This window comes from Dickeya parazeae Ech586 (genome assembly GCF_000025065.1).
Taxonomy (GTDB): Bacteria; Pseudomonadota; Gammaproteobacteria; order Enterobacterales; family Enterobacteriaceae; genus Dickeya; species Dickeya zeae.
Window position 1 is genome coordinate 847041 of sequence record NC_013592.1, and the last position, 16102, is coordinate 863142.

Here is a 16102-nt window from a genome sequence, read left to right on the forward strand (position 1 = left end):
CTCGCCACCATGCCGACCCATTGTGCCGCTGCCTGTACCCCGCTGACGCAGCCAGCGCACCGACAAAATGAACGCTCACGCGACAAAATCGGCACTACACCGCACCCGCCTGCGGTTTTTGGATCACAAAGATTTTTCAGTTTTATTTTTCTACAAAACCCAACGCCAGCCCGCGCCGCCGCTGGGCTTTTGCGGAAGAATGACCACTGAAAACAGCGAAAGGAATTTCAGCGTTTTTCAGTTTTTTGGATCGGGAAAGGATCGCTTTGAAATTACAACTGTCAGAAATAAAAGGATTTTGTGTGGATTTGGTCAGTTTGAATGGATCTCTGAATGTGAGCAGGCGTTATCTGTGGGTCACAGTATTTGCAGCAATCATGCGGGCTTGGGTGTGATGAGGCTGCTTGCAGGAACTGAAAAGCGGTGAACCCCGCCAGGGCGGGGCGAGGTGCTTAAAGTTTGCCTTCGGTAATCCCAAAATCGACGATGCTCTTACCTTGAAGGTCATAGGTGCAGTTGTATGTCATCGTGATTTTTGCGTTGAAGCCGTTGGTAAATTTCACTTTGTCACCGATGAACGTCATTTGTTTTTTGGCTTCGTTCAGGCGGAAATGTGAAAACATGGGGGTCATCATGCCGTCAGTCCATTCGAAATCATACTTGGATGACTTTTCTATCAGAGGACGGCAGCGTGATGCTGCTTCAATCCAGTTTTTATCAAACAAGCATTGACCGTCATTTGCTGCGCAATTCTTTGGGGTGTCGGCTTTTGCAGCGGGCTTGTTGTCATCACTTCCGCCAAAGATTTTTATAGCTCCCCAAACCAGTAACACCAGAACTACAAAACCACCGATTGCCTGACCTGCTGTGGTACCGGGATTTTTAACGCCGCAGTGTGGGCAAACTTTTGCAGAAGTTGATACTTCTTTCTTACATTCTTTGCATTTTGTTAAAGCCATAAACCAAGTCCTATTTGATTCAAAGAAGCTAAATAATATGACAAGCAATAGGGGAAACTACAGAGAAGGCCGTGCGTATGATGAAAGCCTGTCGCCATTTTGTCGCCACAGGTAATAAAAAAGGGGTTCCGTTTTCACGTAACCCCTTGATTTAATTGGTGGAGCTGGGGGGAGTTGAACCCCCGTCCGAAATTCCTACACCGTCGGTACTACATGCTTAGTCTGGTCTTTACATTCGCTTGCCAGCTGCGGACAGACACGCCACTAACAAACTAGCCTGATTGGATTTAACGCTTCAACCCCAGGCAGGGCATCCACGCGATCTCTTTTAGGTTTGACCTCTCTTGATCCCCGTCCTAAGAGCGGAGGCTAGGGAGAGAGGGCTGTAAGCAGGTTATTAAGCTGCTACGGCGTAAGTTTCGTCGTTTGCGACTATTTTTTTGCGGCTTTTTACGAGGCCAACCGCCCCTCGGCATGCACCTTGGGTTTCGCGAATCCCGTCGAATCCAGAATCAGCCCCAAGATATTTCACTATTATAACAGAAAGATGGGTAGCGACGCTAGCAGCCGTTAACGGGCCGCGTTTTTCATGATGCGGGCTTTATCCAGCTTCCATTCGCGCTCTTTGATGTCGTCGCGCTTGTCGTGCTCTTTCTTACCTTTGGCAACGCCAATCTTGACCTTGCTCCAGGCGTTTTTCCAATACAGTGACAGCGCGACTACCGTGTAACCTTCGCGGTTGACGCGACCGTAGAGCGAATCCAGCTCGCGCTGGTTTAGCAGCAGCTTGCGGGTTCGGGTCGGGTCACACACCACATGGCTGGAAGCGCCGTGCAGTGGGGTGAAAGTGGCACCAAACAGGTAAGCTTCGCCATCACGCATCAGCACGTAGCTGTCGCTGATATTGGCTTTACCTGCGCGCAGTGATTTGACTTCCCATCCCTGAAGAGCCAGGCCCGCTTCAATCTCTTCTTCTATGAAGTATTCGTGGCGGGCGCGCTTGTTAAGCGCAATGGTGGCAGAACCGGGTTTATGTGCTTTTTTCTTTGTCATAGTGCCGTCATTATACTGGTTGTCGTCGTGAATGAAATCCCCAGCCGGGATTCATCCCGTTCTTTATGAACAGGTGCGATGTTCCTCGCAGAATGGTTGTCTGGCTGCTCATCGGTGGTATGATTTTGCGCGTTTTATGAATCACGGAAAATTGTATGCCTAAAATCAGCCGGTCTGCGCTGGTCCCATTCAGTGCCGAGCAGATGTATAAATTAGTGAATGATGTCTCTTCTTACCCTGCCTTTCTGCCTGGGTGCACCGGTAGCCGCGTGCTGTCTTCTTCCGAAAGTGAAATGACGGCTGCGGTTGATGTGTCAAAAGCCGGCATCAGCAAGACATTTACCACCCGCAATACGCTTGTCGACAATCAATGCATTTTGATGCAACTGGTGGATGGCCCGTTCCGTCAACTCAGCGGAGACTGGCGCTTTACGCCATTGAGCGATGATGCCTGTAAGGTGGAGCTGAATCTGGATTTTGAATTCAAGAATGCATTGATTGAGCTGGCATTTGGCAAAATTTTCAAAGAGCTGGCCAACAGTATGGTGCAGGCATTCACCCTGCGAGCCAAAGAGGTTTACTGTGCCTGAGATCCATGTTGAGGTGGTCTACGCCTTGCCGGAGCGTCAGTACTTGCGGCCGTTAACGTTGGACGCGGGGAGTACCGCGGAACAGGCTATTCAGGCATCCGGTTTGCTGGCGTTGCGCCCGGATATCGATCTGAGCGTCAATAAAATCGGTATTTTTAGCCGCCCGGCGAAGCTAAGCGACGTGCTCAGTGATGGCGATCGCGTGGAGATCTACCGGCCATTGCTGGCTGACCCGAAAGAATTACGCCGTCAGCGCGCAGAGCGTTCAAAAAATAAGGCACGGTAACGTGCCTTATTTTTTGTGCTGGTCAGCGAAGGACTACTCCAGCGAAGGGCTGCTTCGCCAGACCTGCTCACTTACTGCGCCTGTAACGTGGGTTTGTTATCCACATTCGTCAGCACACCCTGACTGTTGAAGGTCAACGTCAGCGTTTGCTGTTTCACGGCTTCATGCCCTGGCTGCTGACGGAAGACGTAGTACCAGGTGTCTGATCCAAACGGATCCTGCAGCATTGGGGTGCCCAACGTATAGATGACCTGCTGTTTGGTCATTCCATTATGAATTTTGGCAACGTCAGCGGGGGCCAGATAGTTCCCCTGATTGATGTCAGGCCGATAGACGACACGCTCCAGTGTGGAACAACCAGCAGTCAACATAACAACAACCACCGCAGCGACGACAGTCAGCGTTTTACAGCGCATAGTGATTACATTCCTTAAGGGCATAGGTTGCAGATGATAATAGACCTTGCCTGACTTGAAAACCTGCAAGACGTCTGTAAGACCGCGGGAATTCGAAAAAGTTGATCCTCACTAGGCTGCAAGTAATTCTCTGGCGTTTGCCAGCGTGTTTTTGGTGACGGCCGAACCGCCGAGCAAACGCGCCAGTTCCTGCAGCCGTTCGCGTTTACCCAGTGGCTGCATCAGGGTTTCTGTTGCTTCACCGTCGGTATGTTTGCTGACAAAGTAGTGGTGATGACCGCAACCAGCCACTTGTGGAAGGTGAGTCACACACATGACCTGGGTTGATTGCCCAAGCTGGCGCAGCATTTTACCGACGATAGCTGCTGTCGGGCCGCTGATGCCCACATCCACTTCATCAAAAATAAGCGCCGGTGTATCCATTCTGCGGGCGGTGATCACCTGAATAATAAGTGCGATACGCGACAGTTCCCCGCCAGATGCTACTTTAGCCAGCGGCTGATGTGGCTGGCCGGGGTTGGTGGTGACACAGAACTCGATGTGATCAGCACCGGTGGCGGTCAGCGAATCTGGTGTGAAGGTGACGTTAATAGTGAAATGGCCGTGTGGCATAGCCAGTTCATGCATATTGGTGGTAATCAATTGTGCCAGTTCACTGGCGTGCTGGCTGCGCCGGATGTGCAACTGCTCCGCCACATGCAGGGCCTGTTGATGGTACTCCTGCACCGCTCGGTTCAGGGCGTCGTGGTCACTTTCTTGCTGTTCCAGCAGTTGTTGTTCCTGCAACAGCTGTTGGTGATACGCAGGCAATTCTTCCGGCGTGACGTGGTGTTTACGTGCCAGCGTTAACTGGCGCGACAAACGCTGTTCCAGTTCGTAGAGCCGGATAGGGTCCAGGTCCATGCGGTCACAATAATGGCGCAACTCATCGCTGGCTTCGCTAATTTGAATGCTGGCTTCTTCCAGCATGGAAAACACCCCGGAGAGCGCCTCATCCATGCTGATCAGTTCCGATAACTGATGTTTGGCGCTGTGCAACATGCCAAGTACGTTCTGCTCTTCACCTTCGCTGAGTATTTGCAGCGTCTGCTGACTGAGTGACATCAGTTGCCCGCTGTTGGCAAGCCGCTTGTATTCGACATCGATCTGCTCGTATTCACCCGGTTGAGGGGTAAATTCATTGAGCTCCTTGAGCTGGTACTGCAACAATTCCCGGCGCGCTTCCCGCTCGATGGTGGCCTGCTGATGTTGTGCCAGTTCGCGACAGCTCTGGTGCCATTGCTGCCACATCTGGCGCATGGCACCAAGCAGTTGCGATTCATCGGCGTAGGCATCCAACAGATGGCGTTGATGTTCCGGCTTGAGCAGCAACTGGTGCGCGTGCTGGCCGTGGAGCTGAATCAGATGCTGGCCCAGTTCGCGTAACTGCGACAACGGCACCGCCGTACCATTGATAAAGGCGCGAGAGCGGCCGTCGGCACTAATGACGCGGCGCAACAGACATTCGTTGTTGTCATCAAGCTGATTGTGTTCCAGCCAGCGTAACGCGGCGGGGGTATCCGTCAGCGAGAAGCGGGCGCAGATGTCAGCGCGAGTGGCTCCAGGGCGCACCATGTTGGCATCAGAGCGGTTGCCGAGACACAGGCCGAGAGCATCAATAGCAATGGATTTTCCCGCCCCGGTTTCACCGGTAATGACGCTCATCCCTGCCTGAAAATCAATTTCCAGTTCGCGCACAATGGCGAAATTACTGATTGTGAGTTGCGCCAGCATGATAGTGTCCTGTATGTAACAACAACTGTTATTACATACAGTATAGACTGGTTTTTTGTACAGTAAAGAGGCAATCGCCACTTTCAGAATAATTTTTTGGACCAGCCGAGCTTGCTGCTTAATGTATTGAAATAGCTATAATTTTCTGGGTGAATCAAATTCAGGTGATACTGGCTGCGCTGGATGAGGACCTCTTCACCTTCCTGAACTGGCAGCGCAATTTGGCTGTCGCAACTGATTTCCAGATCCTGGGTGATGTGGGAAAACTTCAGCCGAATGGCACTGCTGCTGTTGATCACCAACGGCCTTGCCGACAGGGTATGCGGGAACATCGGCACCAGCGCAATCGCATCCAGTGATGGGGTCAGGATGGGGCCACCGCCGGATAACGAATACGCCGTGGAGCCGGTGGGGGTTGAAATAATCAGGCCGTCGGAACGTTGGGAAAAGGCGAACTTGTCGTCAATATAGACTTCAAATTCAATCATGTGTGCCACTTTGCCCGGGTGTAGCACCACTTCATTGATGGCGGTGCTACTGCTGTTGGGGTGATTGGCGCGGCACACCTGTGCTTCCAGCATGAAACGCTGTTCGCGGATGTAACGCCCGGCGAGCACCTCGCTGAGTTGCTGCTGGGTGTGGTCTGGGTCGAGGTCGGTGAGAAACCCGAGATTGCCACGGTTGACGCCAATGACGTTGATATCGTAGCGCGACAGCACCCGCGCTGCGCCCAGCATGTTGCCATCACCGCCGACCACCACCGCCAGATCAGCCTGTTGACCAATTTCCGACAGGCTGCCAGTGGCGGCCTCCGTCAACTGCAATTCGCGGGCGATCTGTTGTTCGAGCACGACTTTGTATCCTTGCGCGCGCAACCAGTGATACAGCATTTCATGGGTGGTCAATGCATGTGGGTGACGTGGATGACCCACAATACCAATGCAGTTAAACGCTCTGTTCATTTGGGTGGTTTGTCCTCATAGGCGCACCGGCAGCTCACGGTTTTCGGACCGGTAATCAGACCAATATGTGAGTGGTTCCCTTGAAACCCCGGTTTTGATCCCCATAATAAGCGAACTAGCGAGATGAATGCGAAAAACGCGGAGAATTTCATGAGTAGTAAAGAACAGAAGTCGCCTGACGAGCAAGTCTTGGATCAAAAGGAAGCAGCGCAAGGTCAGCAAGCGGATGCCGTGCCAGAGACGACAGATGTCGCTGACCCGCGTGAAGATCGTATCGCCGAACTGGAAGCGCAACTGAGCGAGCTTCAGCAACGTGAACGTGAAAACGCATTACGCGCCCGTGCCGAGATGGAGAATGTCCGTCGTCGTGCCGAACTGGACGTGGAAAAAGCGCATAAATTCGCTCTGGAGAAGTTTGCCGGAGAAATGCTGCCAGTGATTGATAACCTGGAGCGTGCGCTGGAAATGGCGGATAAGTCGAACGAAGCGCTGTCCGGCATGATTGAAGGGGTTGAGCTGACGTTGAAAGCGATGCTTTCCGCAGTGAGCAAGTTCGGCATTGAGGTGGTGGCTGAGGTGAACGTGCCGTTTAATCCGGACGTGCATCAGGCGATGACGCTGCTTGAATCTGCCGAGCATGAACCAAACCATGTGATGATGGTGATGCAAAAAGGTTATACCCTGAACGGCCGTTTGTTGCGTCCGGCGATGGTCGCCGTGTCTAAAGCAAAAGAGTAACGTCTGTTCGTGCTCCGGGAAGCGGCCAACCGGCGTCTTCCCGGGGTGTCTGTTTTACGGTTTCTTCCCTCGTTTTCCTTCCCGCTTTTCTTACCACTTTCCCCCGTGCCATCTTGTGAAGCAAATTCGTTAGTCCGTTATTTATTGTTCGTTTTTGTGTTTATATTTTGTTAATCTTTACGTGTTAAAACCTGTGTTACTTGCCAGGCAGATGCTTCATTATCATTACCTATCAGAGCAATCATTTCTTTCACTCTAAATGCACTTGATAATCATTATCAACTTTGCGAGAGTAGCAAAACAATAGCGTTAGAAGGGTTACTCATATGCCGGGGAGTCGTGTAGTGGAATCAGTCAGCCGTACGTCAAGAAAGCTTAAACTTTCGCTGATGGGGCCGGCCTTTATCGCGGCGATCGGTTATATCGATCCCGGTAATTTCGCCACCAATATTCAGGCGGGTGCTGCTTACGGGTACCAGCTGTTGTGGGTGGTGGTATGGGCTAACCTGATGGCGATGTTAATCCAGTTGCTTTCTGCCAAACTGGGGATCGCGACCGGCAAGAATCTGGCGGAGCATATTCGCGATCGTTTTCCTAAACCTGTGGTCTGGGCGTACTGGATACAAGCCGAGATCATCGCGATGGCGACGGATCTTGCCGAGTTCATCGGTGCGGCGATAGGCTTTAAGTTGCTGCTTGGCGTGTCGTTGCTGGAAGGCGCGGTTCTGACCGGGATTGCCACGTTTTTGATTCTGATGTTGCAAAAACGCGGGCAAAAACCGTTGGAGATGGTGATCGGCGGGTTACTGATGTTTGTCGCCGCGGCCTACATCGTTGAATTGATCTTCTCTCGTCCTGAATTGGCGTCATTGGCAAAAGGCATGGTAGTGCCAAGTTTGCCGAATTCCGATGCGGTATTACTGGCGGCCGGTGTCCTGGGTGCCACCATCATGCCGCATGTTATCTATCTGCATTCGTCGCTGACGCAGCAGCAAAGTCACATCACCCGTGCTGAACGTTATTCCGCCACCAAGGTGGATGTTGCGGTGGCGATGACTATCGCCGGGTTTGTCAATCTGGCCATGATGGCGACAGCGGCGGCGGCATTTCACTTTAGCGGTAATACCTCGATTGCTGAGCTGGATCAGGCCTATCTGACACTCAAACCCCTGTTAGGGCAGGCGGCAGCAACCATTTTTGGTCTGAGTCTGGTGGTGGCTGGTCTGTCTTCTACCGTGGTGGGAACCCTGGCCGGTCAGGTGGTGATGCAAGGGTTTGTGCGCTTCCATATTCCATTGTGGGTTCGCCGTGTGGTAACCATGCTGCCATCATTTATCGTGATTCTGTGCGGTATGGATCCGACCCGGGTGCTGGTATTAAGCCAGGTGTTGTTGAGCTTCGGTATTGCTCTGGCGCTGATCCCACTGTTGGTGTTTACCGGTGACCGCGATTTGATGGGAAACCTGGTCAACAGTCGCCGGGTACAGAATACCGGTAAGGTCATCGTGTGTATGGTGGTTGCGCTCAATCTGTATCTGGTTGTGGATACGTTACTGGGATAATGCCCGCCGGTTCTCCACTAATTATTGCGCCTCCGCGTGTCGGGGGCGTTTTGTTTTTACGTGTCTGACTTTTTGCTTTCACCGGATGATCACGTGCAATTGGGTGATGCTCGGCCTATTATCTGAAGCTGATTTTTGATACCGAGATACCATTATGTCCGCGCCGATTACTATCGTTGAGAAGAAGCTGTTATCTGATCACTGGTTCGTTTTGCATAAATATGTGTTCGATTTGAAGCGAAAAAACGGCGGTACGGTGCGTCAGATGCGGGAAGTATATGACCGTGGTAACGGCGCGACTATTTTGCTGTATAACCGGGCCAAAGGCACGGTGGTGTTGACCCGTCAGTTCCGGATGCCGACGTATCTGAATGGTAATGAAAGCGGGATGTTGCTGGAGGCCTGTGCTGGCCTGCTGGACGATCAATCGCCGGAGCAGTGCATCCGTAATGAGGCTATCGAAGAAACCGGCTACCGGATTGGTCAGGTGGAAAAGCTGTTTGAAGCCTATATGTCGCCGGGCGGTGTCACCGAGCTGCTGCACTTCTTTGCGGCGGAATACGACGATACGCAAAAACGGACTTCCGGCGGTGGCGTGGAAGACGAAGATATCGAAGTGCTGGAGTTGCCGTTTAGTGAAGCGATGGCGATGGTCAAAGATGGCCGTATTCAGGATGGCAAAACCATCATGTTGTTGCAGCACGCACAGATTAACGGCTGGTTCGCCAACGCTCGTTAACCGTAGGATGCGGTAAATACATCCGGGGCCGACAGGCCCCGTGTCGTTTGGTTATTCCGCCGGGCTTATAGCTGGGCGGCGAGCAGATCTTCCAGTTTCTGTTGGTCTGCGGCAAACAGGCGAATACCCTCAGAGAGTTTTTCTACCGCCATAGGATCCTGATTGTGCTGCCAGCGGAATTCGGTTTCCGACAGTGGTGCTGGCTGATGGAAGCCTTCGGTTGACGGACTGAGCCGACGTTCTACCGGGGCGGTGCTGTTTTTCAACTGTTCCAGCAACGCCGGGGCGATGGTCAGACGGTCGCATCCGGCCAATGCCAGGATTTGTTCCACCTTGCGGAAGCTGGCCCCCATCACGATAGTGCGGTAGCGGTGCTGTTTGTAGTACTCGTAAATACGTCGTACGGACAGTACGCCGGGGTCCTGTTCTGCGTTGTAGTCGGCAGAAGGCTGTCGGGCCTGATACCAATCGTAAATACGACCAACAAACGGCGAAATCAGATAGACACCCGCTTCGGCACACGCGCGAGCCTGGGCAAATGAGAACAGCAGCGTCAGGTTGCAGTTTATCCCTTCTTTTTCCAACTCTTCGGCGGCACAGATCCCTTCCCAGGTGGCGGCCAGCTTAATCAGAATACGCGAACGATGGATGTCCTTTTCCTCATACATCGCGATCAGTTTGCGGGCTTTCGCCACACACATGCCGCGATCAAACGACAAGCGGGCATCAACTTCGGTGGAGACTCGCCCAGGAATGCTATTGAGAATTTCCGTCCCGATGTTGACCGCCAGGCGGTCGCTGGCATTGATGAGCTGTGTTTCTTTCGAGCCACCTTGCTTTCGGGCATACGCCAGTGCATCAGCAAATAGCGGCTGATACGCGGGCAGGCTGGCGGCTTTCAGAATGAGTGAGGGGTTAGTGGTAGCGTCCTGCGGTGAAAAGTGGCGAATCGACTCGATATCGCCGCTGTCTGCCACTACCACAGTGAATTGTTTCAATGCGTCTAGCTGGTTCATGGCTTGGCTCCCTGAAGAGAAATTTAGCGGGATCACACTGCAGGATTCTGTGGTGGAATGACATGCGTTTTTTCTGATTGCGCAGCCATCGACAGAGGTGACCCCGTCATGCTGTAACACTGGCTAAGCATAGCTAATCTATACGCCATCTGCCGTCATTTTGGATAAATTGAGAGGTGAATGGCGTTTTGTCTGGCATTTTCTTCTTCATTTTGCCCGGTGCATCACGGGGCGGTATCGCCGGAACGGCCGTTGTTGCAGGCGCGGGGAACGTATGTCGCTGAGTGATTTTCACTCTCATTAATTAACTATATTAAGCGGTATTCCGGTGCGGATTTTGTAATGCTTCATGGTTTCGCAAATGACAGACACGATAAACTGGGTAGCCCACTACCCTACAAACAAAGCAAGAAGACAAGGTAATTAGCTATGGATGAACAACTCAAGCAAAGCGCACTGGACTTCCATCAATATCCGGTGCCGGGAAAAATCCAGGTCTCCCCGACGAAGCCGTTGGCAACTCAGCGCGACCTGGCGCTGGCCTACTCACCGGGCGTTGCTGCGCCTTGTCTGGAAATTGCGCAAGACCCACTGGCCGCTTACAAATACACCGCGCGCGGTAATCTGGTGGCGGTGATCTCCAACGGTACCGCCGTGCTGGGGCTGGGTAATATCGGCGCACTGGCCGGTAAACCGGTGATGGAAGGTAAAGGGGTACTGTTCAAGAAGTTCTCCGGCGTTGATGTATTTGATATCGAAGTGGATGAGCAGGATCCTGACAAGCTGATCGATGTGATCGCCGCACTGGAGCCGACTTTCGGTGGTATCAACCTGGAAGACATCAAGGCCCCGGAATGTTTCTATATCGAGCAGAAACTGCGCGAGCGCATGAAGATTCCGGTATTCCACGACGACCAACACGGCACCGCTATTATTTGTACCGCAGCGGTACTCAACGGGTTGCGTGTGGTAGAAAAACAGATTGCCGATGTCCGGCTGGTGGTTTCCGGCGCGGGCGCGGCATCGATTGCCTGCCTCAATCTGCTGGTGGCGTTGGGCCTGAAGCGTGAAAACATCGTGGTGTGTGATTCCCGTGGTGTTATCTACAAGGGCCGTGAAGCCAATATGGCAGAAACCAAAGCGGCCTATGCGATTGACGACAATGGCAGCCGGTCACTGGCGGATGTTATCCCGAATGCGGATATTTTCCTCGGTTGTTCTGGCCCGGGTGTGCTGACTCAGGACATGGTGAAAACCATGGCACCGCGCCCGCTGATCATGGCGCTGGCGAATCCGGAACCGGAAATTCTGCCGCCGCTGGTAAAAGAAGTGCGCCCGGACGCGATAGTCTGTACTGGCCGTTCTGACTACCCGAATCAGGTTAACAACGTACTGTGCTTCCCGTTTATTTTCCGTGGCGCGCTGGACGTTGGGGCGACCACCATCAATGAAGAGATGAAGCTGGCCTGCGTGCATGCCATTGCAGACCTGGCGCTGGCGGAGCAGAGCGATGTGGTGGCGTCTGCCTATGGTGATCAGGATCTCTCTTTCGGGCCGGAATATCTGATCCCGAAACCGTTTGATCCGCGTCTTATCATCAAGATTGCACCGGCGGTCGCGAAAGCGGCGATGGACTCCGGCGTGGCAACCCGCCCGATTGAAAACTTCGATGATTACATCGAGAAGCTGACGCAGTTCGTCTACAAAACCAACCTGTTCATGAAGCCTGTCTTCGCTCAGGCTCGTACCCAGCCAAAACGTGTGGTACTGGCGGAAGGGGAAGACCCGCGCGTACTGCATGCGACGCAGGAGCTGGTGTCGCTGGGGCTGGCATTCCCGGTACTGATCGGTCGCCCTGGTGTTATCGAAAAACGTATTCAGAAACTGGGCTTGCAGATAGCCATTGGTAAAGACTTCGAAGTGGTCAATAACGAGTCCGACCCACGTTTCAAAGCCTATTGGACTGAATACTTCGAGATGATGAAACGCCGTGGTGTGTCTCAGGAACAGGCGCAGCGTGATATGCGTGCTAATCCGACGCTGATTGGCTCTATCATGGTCCATCGCGGTGAAGCGGATGCGATGATCTGCGGGACGGTCGGTAATTACGAAGAACATTTCGGTGTGGTAGAGAAAGTGTTCGGCTACCGTGACGGTGTGCATGTGGCTGGCGCGATGAACGCGTTGCTGTTGCCGAGCGGTAACACCTTTATCGCCGATACCTACGTCAACCCGGATCCGACACCAGAACAGCTGGCAGAGATTACGCTGATGGCCGCCGACACGGTACGCCGTTTTGGTATCGAGCCTAAAGTGGCCTTGCTGTCGCATTCCAGTTTCGGTACCTCTGATTCGCCGACGGCGAAGAAAATGCGTGCGACGCTGGAACTGGTGAACAAGATGGCGCCGGAGTTGCAGATCGACGGCGAAATGCACGGCGATGCCGCGCTGGTGGAAGCCATTCGTCGTGAACAGATGCCGAATAGCCCGCTGAAAGGGGCGGCTAACATTCTGATCATGCCGAACATGGAAGCTGCGCGTATCAGCTATAACCTGCTGCGCGTTTCTTCTTCCGAAGGCGTGACCGTTGGGCCGGTGCTGATGGGGGTGGCGAAACCGGTACATATCCTGACGCCGATCGCCTCTGTTCGTCGTATCGTCAATATGGTCGCACTGGCTGTTGTGGAAGCACAGACCGCACCGCTGTGATCGTCCTGATTACTGGTGAGAACAACGAAACCGGCAGGGTGACCTGCCGGTTTTTTTTACGCCTGTTGGCGTAGCCACTTATCCAGTTCGTTGGCGAACTGTTGGCGGTCACGCTGGTTTAATGCCGCCGGGCCACCGGTCTGTACACCGCTGGCGCGCAGCGTATCCATGAAATCCCGCATGGTCAGCCGCTCGCGGATGGTATCTTCTGTGTAGCGTTCACCCCGTGGGTTAAGGGCGATAGCCTGCTTTGCCAGTACTTCCGCAGCAAGCGGAATATCGGCGGTGATCACCAGATCGCCAGGCTGAACACGACGCACAATTTCGTTATCCGCGACATCAAACCCTGCGGCCACGCGCAGGCTGTGGATGTGTGGTGACGGCGGCGTTCTGAGCGGCTGGTTGGCCACCAGTGTCAGCCGGGTCGAGGTACGATCGGCTGCACGGTATAACACCTCTTTAATGACGTTAGGGCACGCGTCGGCATCGACCCAGATGGCATTCATCCGCGTGACTCCGGCGATGTTGCGACACCCAGCCAGTCGCGAGCGGGTAAAAAGTCCCGGTACAGCGAGGCTTCCGGGCTGTCTGGCTCGGGTTGGTACTGGTATTCCCAGCGTACCAGCGGCGGCATCGACATCAGAATAGATTCGGTACGGCCGCCACTTTGCAGGCCAAACAACGTGCCCCGGTCCCATACCAGATTAAATTCCACATAACGGCCCCGGCGGTAAAGCTGGAACTGACGCTCCCGCTCGCCCCACGGGATATCTTTGCGGCGATTGACGATAGGCAGATAGGCGTGCTGGAACCCTTCGCCGACTGCGCGCATGAAAGCAAAGCTGGTGTCGAAATCCGGCGTATTGAGGTCATCAAAGAACAGGCCGCCGACGCCACGCGCTTCGTTACGGTGTTTGAGGAAGAAGTAATCATCGCACCATTTCTTGTAACGCGGGTAAACGTCATCGCCAAATGGCTGGCACAAATCAAACGCGGTCTGGTGCCAGTGGACGGCGTCTTCTTCGAAACCGTAGAACGGGGTGAGATCAAACCCGCCGCCAAACCACCATACCGCTGGTTCGCCCGGTTTTTCAGCGATGAAAAAGCGTATGTTGGCGTGGCTGGTTGGCACATAAGGGTTTAGCGGATGGATAACCAGCGACACGCCCATCGCCTGGAAACTGCGTCCTGCCAGCTCGGGACGATGGGTGCTGGCAGAGGGTGGCAGCGATGCGCCTGAAACGTGAGAGAAGTTCACGCCAGCTTGTTCAAATACACGCCCCTGACGCAGAACACGGCTGCGCCCGCCACCGCCGGAGGCATGCTGCCAGGCGTCTTCTATAAAGCTGGCGGTGCCGTCCGCCAGTTCCAGTTGTCGGCACAGGGTGTCTTGCAAACCGAGCAGAAATTGCTTGATAGCGTTGGTGTCCGGTGAACTCATAATGTCCCTTATCATGATAGTAAAAGGCAGTGAGGGCGGATTTCCTGCCCGGGCTGATTCTGGCCTTAGTATATCGGACTTCGCAACGTCGCCCATTGCTGAAAATGTCGCTGGCATGAATTATCAGCCTGCTGTTGAAAACTGTATGATGGAGATATTGCGTCTGCGATGAATCGCGGGATAATCAGGAATAACCGATTGACTCTAGATGGCGAGCAGCAATGGAAATCCGCATATTCAGGCAAGATGACTTTGAAGAAGTGATCACCCTTTGGGAACGTTGTGATTTGCTGCGTCCCTGGAATGATCCGGAAATGGATATTGAACGTAAGCTCAACCATGACCCCGACCTGTTTCTGGTGGCAGAAGTGGGGGGAGAAGTCGTGGGCTCCTTGATGGGAGGGTACGACGGGCATCGCGGTTCTGCCTACTATCTGGGGGTGCATCCTGATTACCGTGGCCGTGGTATCGCCAATGCCCTGATCAGTCGTCTGGAGAAAAAACTGATCGCGCGTGGGTGCCCGAAGATTCACCTGATGGTGCGCCAGAACAACACGGCCGTCATCAGCATGTATGAAAAGATGAATTACGACCTGGTCGATAGCATTACGCTGGGTAAGCGTTTGATTGAAGATCAGGAGTATTAAATCCCGCTGGTGCATCATCGGCTGATAACTACGAGGCGATGCCAACTCGCCTGATTTTCCTGCGCTTATCGGCCGCATTCCTTTTACCTCCCCTTGCTGTATGCGCGCTTGCGCCACGTTCTTCTGTTGTCGTTTCCACGTTCTGCACGCTATCAACATCCTCGCTACAAATATTTGTTGATAATGAATATCATTTGTAAAATAATTACCATTATCAATAATTATTTACATTTGTGTGGGCCGATTGGGGAGTTCAGGGTGGCATACCGTTGCCCTGTTCATGGCTCGATGACTATTTTTATAAATAAAACATGGTATTACTTTGAAAGTTACGCATTCTTTTCTGCTGTCTGTCGCGGTACACCTGTCGGTACTCTGGGCCCTGTTGTGGGGCGTGGTGTCTCGTGAACAGGTTGTGCTGCAGGCCGGGCGTGCCGGGGAAAGTGCGGCAAGTATGCATGTCACGTCATTTTCGCCTCATTCGGTGCGGCTGTTTTCTTCACACCCTGAACCTTCCCCGAGTGTCGAACCGGTTACCGAGCCGGAAACACCTACCGTTCCAGGAACAACCGCAGTTGCTGATGCGTCGGTGGTGCCTGTCAATGAACGCGCGGTAGTGCGTACGGTGTCTGCTGAGACAGCGGTGAAAACGCGCCCGCAAAAACCACCGGAAACGCCGCATACACCAGTTGATGCCACACCGGTGCGAGCGAGTGAAAAAAACGATGTCCGAAAAACGCCGCCCCCGGCGCGTAGCGATAACCGGGATATGCCTGTGGCGGTTGAAACACCGTTGGCAGAGCGGGGAAATCGCACTATGGCGTCGGTGTCTGCCAGTGCATCGGTGGGCGGTCAGGCAGCACCGCAGGGCGAAAGTACTCAAGGGCAGGCCAGTCGTGGCGCAGGAAATAGCCAAAGCGATGTGCTCAAGGCGTTGCAGCGTCGGGTGAGTTACCCGGTTCGGGCGCGTTCAATGGGGGTGGAAGGGCAAGTGCGGTTGCGCTTTGACGTAACATCCAGCGGCACGGTGACCAACATTCGGGTGCTATCAGAAAACCCCGACGGCATGTTTAGCAGCGACGTTATCAAAGATATGGCGCGCTGGCGTTATCAGGCGGGTTCACCCGCCATCGATCAGACCGTGTCAGTCATTTTTCGATTGAGTGGTCATATCGAACTTCAGAATTGATTGTTTTCTTTTCAATATCATC

The 16102-nt window shown here is 53.4% G+C and carries 17 protein-coding genes and 1 other RNA gene; 9 read left to right on the plus strand and 9 right to left on the minus strand.

Annotated features, from left to right (window positions below; all coding sequences use genetic code 11):
* The first annotated feature begins 67 nt into the window (after nt 1-67).
* Nucleotides 68-427: a hypothetical protein gene (locus tag DD586_RS21195; RefSeq protein WP_071818916.1), complete on the plus strand. Its 360-nt coding sequence runs from the start codon at nt 68-70 to the stop codon at nt 425-427.
* 25 nt (nt 428-452) lie between these two features.
* Here the strand turns inward: DD586_RS21195 and DD586_RS03865 are convergent, their stop codons facing one another.
* From DD586_RS03865 to smpB, 3 genes are all read right to left on the minus strand, one after another.
* Entirely contained in the window at nt 453-959 is a 507-nt protein-coding gene (locus DD586_RS03865) for a zinc ribbon domain-containing protein (protein ID WP_012883501.1), read from the minus strand.
* A 156-nt stretch (nt 960-1115) separates the two neighbouring features.
* Nucleotides 1116-1479: a transfer-messenger RNA gene (ssrA, locus tag DD586_RS21200) on the minus strand.
* A 50-nt stretch (nt 1480-1529) separates the two neighbouring features.
* Nucleotides 1530-2012: an SsrA-binding protein SmpB gene (smpB, locus tag DD586_RS03870; protein WP_012883502.1), complete on the minus strand. Its 483-nt coding sequence runs from the start codon at nt 2010-2012 to the stop codon at nt 1530-1532.
* Nucleotides 2013-2167: 155 nt separating this feature from the next.
* On the opposite strand from smpB, the gene DD586_RS03875 reads away from it, so the two are divergent.
* Both DD586_RS03875 and DD586_RS03880 read left to right on the plus strand, forming a co-directional pair.
* On the plus strand, nt 2168-2602 hold the full coding sequence (locus DD586_RS03875; RefSeq protein WP_012883503.1) for a type II toxin-antitoxin system RatA family toxin: 435 nt from the start codon (nt 2168-2170) through the stop codon (nt 2600-2602).
* Entirely contained in the window at nt 2595-2888 is a 294-nt protein-coding gene (locus DD586_RS03880; RefSeq protein ID WP_012883504.1) for an RnfH family protein, read from the plus strand. Before DD586_RS03875 ends, DD586_RS03880 begins: the two co-directional genes overlap by 8 nt.
* Before the next feature lie 71 nt (nt 2889-2959).
* Here the strand turns inward: DD586_RS03880 and bamE are convergent, their stop codons facing one another.
* The 3 genes from bamE to nadK form a co-directional block, all read right to left on the minus strand.
* Nucleotides 2960-3304: an outer membrane protein assembly factor BamE gene (gene bamE / locus DD586_RS03885; RefSeq protein WP_012883505.1), complete on the minus strand. Its 345-nt coding sequence runs from the start codon at nt 3302-3304 to the stop codon at nt 2960-2962.
* Nucleotides 3305-3415: 111 nt separating this feature from the next.
* Nucleotides 3416-5077 carry a DNA repair protein RecN gene (gene recN, locus DD586_RS03890; protein ID WP_012883506.1) on the minus strand — a complete coding sequence of 554 codons (1662 nt, stop codon included), beginning with the start codon at nt 5075-5077 and terminating at the stop codon, nt 3416-3418.
* A gap of 83 nt (nt 5078-5160) precedes the next feature.
* Nucleotides 5161-6039: an NAD(+) kinase gene (gene nadK, locus DD586_RS03895; protein ID WP_012883507.1), complete on the minus strand. Its 879-nt coding sequence runs from the start codon at nt 6037-6039 to the stop codon at nt 5161-5163.
* Between the two features lie 150 nt (nt 6040-6189).
* Between nadK and grpE the strand changes: the two genes are divergently transcribed.
* The 3 genes from grpE to nudK all read left to right on the plus strand — a co-directional run bounded on the left by grpE (nt 6190) and on the right by nudK (nt 9078).
* Nucleotides 6190-6777, plus strand: coding sequence for a nucleotide exchange factor GrpE (gene grpE / locus DD586_RS03900; protein WP_012883508.1), 588 nt, complete (start codon nt 6190-6192; stop codon nt 6775-6777).
* A 326-nt stretch (nt 6778-7103) separates the two neighbouring features.
* A complete protein-coding gene (locus DD586_RS03905; protein ID WP_012883509.1) occupies nt 7104-8339 on the plus strand; it encodes an Nramp family divalent metal transporter in 1236 nt (411 codons plus the stop codon).
* A 154-nt stretch (nt 8340-8493) separates the two neighbouring features.
* A complete protein-coding gene (gene nudK, locus DD586_RS03910) occupies nt 8494-9078 on the plus strand; it encodes a GDP-mannose pyrophosphatase NudK (protein ID WP_012883510.1) in 585 nt (194 codons plus the stop codon).
* A gap of 65 nt (nt 9079-9143) precedes the next feature.
* Here the strand turns inward: nudK and tal are convergent, their stop codons facing one another.
* Complete coding sequence (gene tal / locus DD586_RS03915) at nt 9144-10094, minus strand: transaldolase (protein ID WP_012883511.1); 951 nt, start codon at nt 10092-10094, stop codon at nt 9144-9146.
* A gap of 429 nt (nt 10095-10523) precedes the next feature.
* Here tal and maeB point away from each other — a divergent pair, with 429 nt between their 5' ends.
* Entirely contained in the window at nt 10524-12803 is a 2280-nt protein-coding gene (gene maeB / locus DD586_RS03920; RefSeq protein WP_012883512.1) for an NADP-dependent oxaloacetate-decarboxylating malate dehydrogenase, read from the plus strand.
* 56 nt (nt 12804-12859) lie between these two features.
* Here maeB and DD586_RS03925 read toward each other — a convergent pair whose 3' ends face one another.
* Together DD586_RS03925 and hemF are read right to left on the minus strand one after the other, a co-directional pair.
* A complete protein-coding gene (locus DD586_RS03925; protein ID WP_012883513.1) occupies nt 12860-13309 on the minus strand; it encodes a YaiI/YqxD family protein in 450 nt (149 codons plus the stop codon).
* The gene (gene hemF, locus DD586_RS03930; protein ID WP_012883514.1) at nt 13306-14244 is read right to left on the minus strand and encodes an oxygen-dependent coproporphyrinogen oxidase; all 939 of its coding nucleotides are present in this window, start codon (nt 14242-14244) and stop codon (nt 13306-13308) included. Before hemF ends, DD586_RS03925 begins: the two co-directional genes overlap by 4 nt.
* Nucleotides 14245-14465: 221 nt before the next feature.
* Here hemF and DD586_RS03935 point away from each other — a divergent pair, with 221 nt between their 5' ends.
* Nucleotides 14466-14891: a GNAT family acetyltransferase gene (locus DD586_RS03935; protein WP_012883515.1), complete on the plus strand. Its 426-nt coding sequence runs from the start codon at nt 14466-14468 to the stop codon at nt 14889-14891.
* Nucleotides 14892-15213: 322 nt separating this feature from the next.
* The gene (locus DD586_RS03940; RefSeq protein WP_012883516.1) at nt 15214-16080 is read left to right on the plus strand and encodes a TonB family protein; all 867 of its coding nucleotides are present in this window, start codon (nt 15214-15216) and stop codon (nt 16078-16080) included.
* Nucleotides 16081-16102: the final 22 nt, after the last annotated feature.

What these genes read in the sequence shown, in the direction of transcription:
- DD586_RS03905 (WP_012883509.1), top strand. Translation starts at nt 7,104, where the DNA reads ATGCCGGGGAGTCGTGTAGTGGAATCAGTCAGCCGTACGTCAAGAAAG.
- tal (WP_012883511.1), bottom strand. Translation starts at nt 10,094, where the DNA reads ATGAACCAGCTAGACGCATTGAAACAATTCACTGTGGTAGTGGCAGAC.
- DD586_RS03875 (WP_012883503.1), top strand. Translation starts at nt 2,168, where the DNA reads ATGCCTAAAATCAGCCGGTCTGCGCTGGTCCCATTCAGTGCCGAGCAG.
- smpB (WP_012883502.1), bottom strand. Translation starts at nt 2,012, where the DNA reads ATGACAAAGAAAAAAGCACATAAACCCGGTTCTGCCACCATTGCGCTT.
- hemF (WP_012883514.1), bottom strand. Translation starts at nt 14,244, where the DNA reads ATGAGTTCACCGGACACCAACGCTATCAAGCAATTTCTGCTCGGTTTG.
- maeB (WP_012883512.1), top strand. Translation starts at nt 10,524, where the DNA reads ATGGATGAACAACTCAAGCAAAGCGCACTGGACTTCCATCAATATCCG.
- DD586_RS03935 (WP_012883515.1), top strand. Translation starts at nt 14,466, where the DNA reads ATGGAAATCCGCATATTCAGGCAAGATGACTTTGAAGAAGTGATCACC.
- nudK (WP_012883510.1), top strand. Translation starts at nt 8,494, where the DNA reads ATGTCCGCGCCGATTACTATCGTTGAGAAGAAGCTGTTATCTGATCAC.
- recN (WP_012883506.1), bottom strand. Translation starts at nt 5,077, where the DNA reads ATGCTGGCGCAACTCACAATCAGTAATTTCGCCATTGTGCGCGAACTG.
- DD586_RS03865 (WP_012883501.1), bottom strand. Translation starts at nt 959, where the DNA reads ATGGCTTTAACAAAATGCAAAGAATGTAAGAAAGAAGTATCAACTTCT.
- grpE (WP_012883508.1), top strand. Translation starts at nt 6,190, where the DNA reads ATGAGTAGTAAAGAACAGAAGTCGCCTGACGAGCAAGTCTTGGATCAA.
- nadK (WP_012883507.1), bottom strand. Translation starts at nt 6,039, where the DNA reads ATGAACAGAGCGTTTAACTGCATTGGTATTGTGGGTCATCCACGTCAC.
- DD586_RS21195 (WP_071818916.1), top strand. Translation starts at nt 68, where the DNA reads ATGAACGCTCACGCGACAAAATCGGCACTACACCGCACCCGCCTGCGG.
- bamE (WP_012883505.1), bottom strand. Translation starts at nt 3,304, where the DNA reads ATGCGCTGTAAAACGCTGACTGTCGTCGCTGCGGTGGTTGTTGTTATG.
- DD586_RS03925 (WP_012883513.1), bottom strand. Translation starts at nt 13,309, where the DNA reads ATGAATGCCATCTGGGTCGATGCCGACGCGTGCCCTAACGTCATTAAA.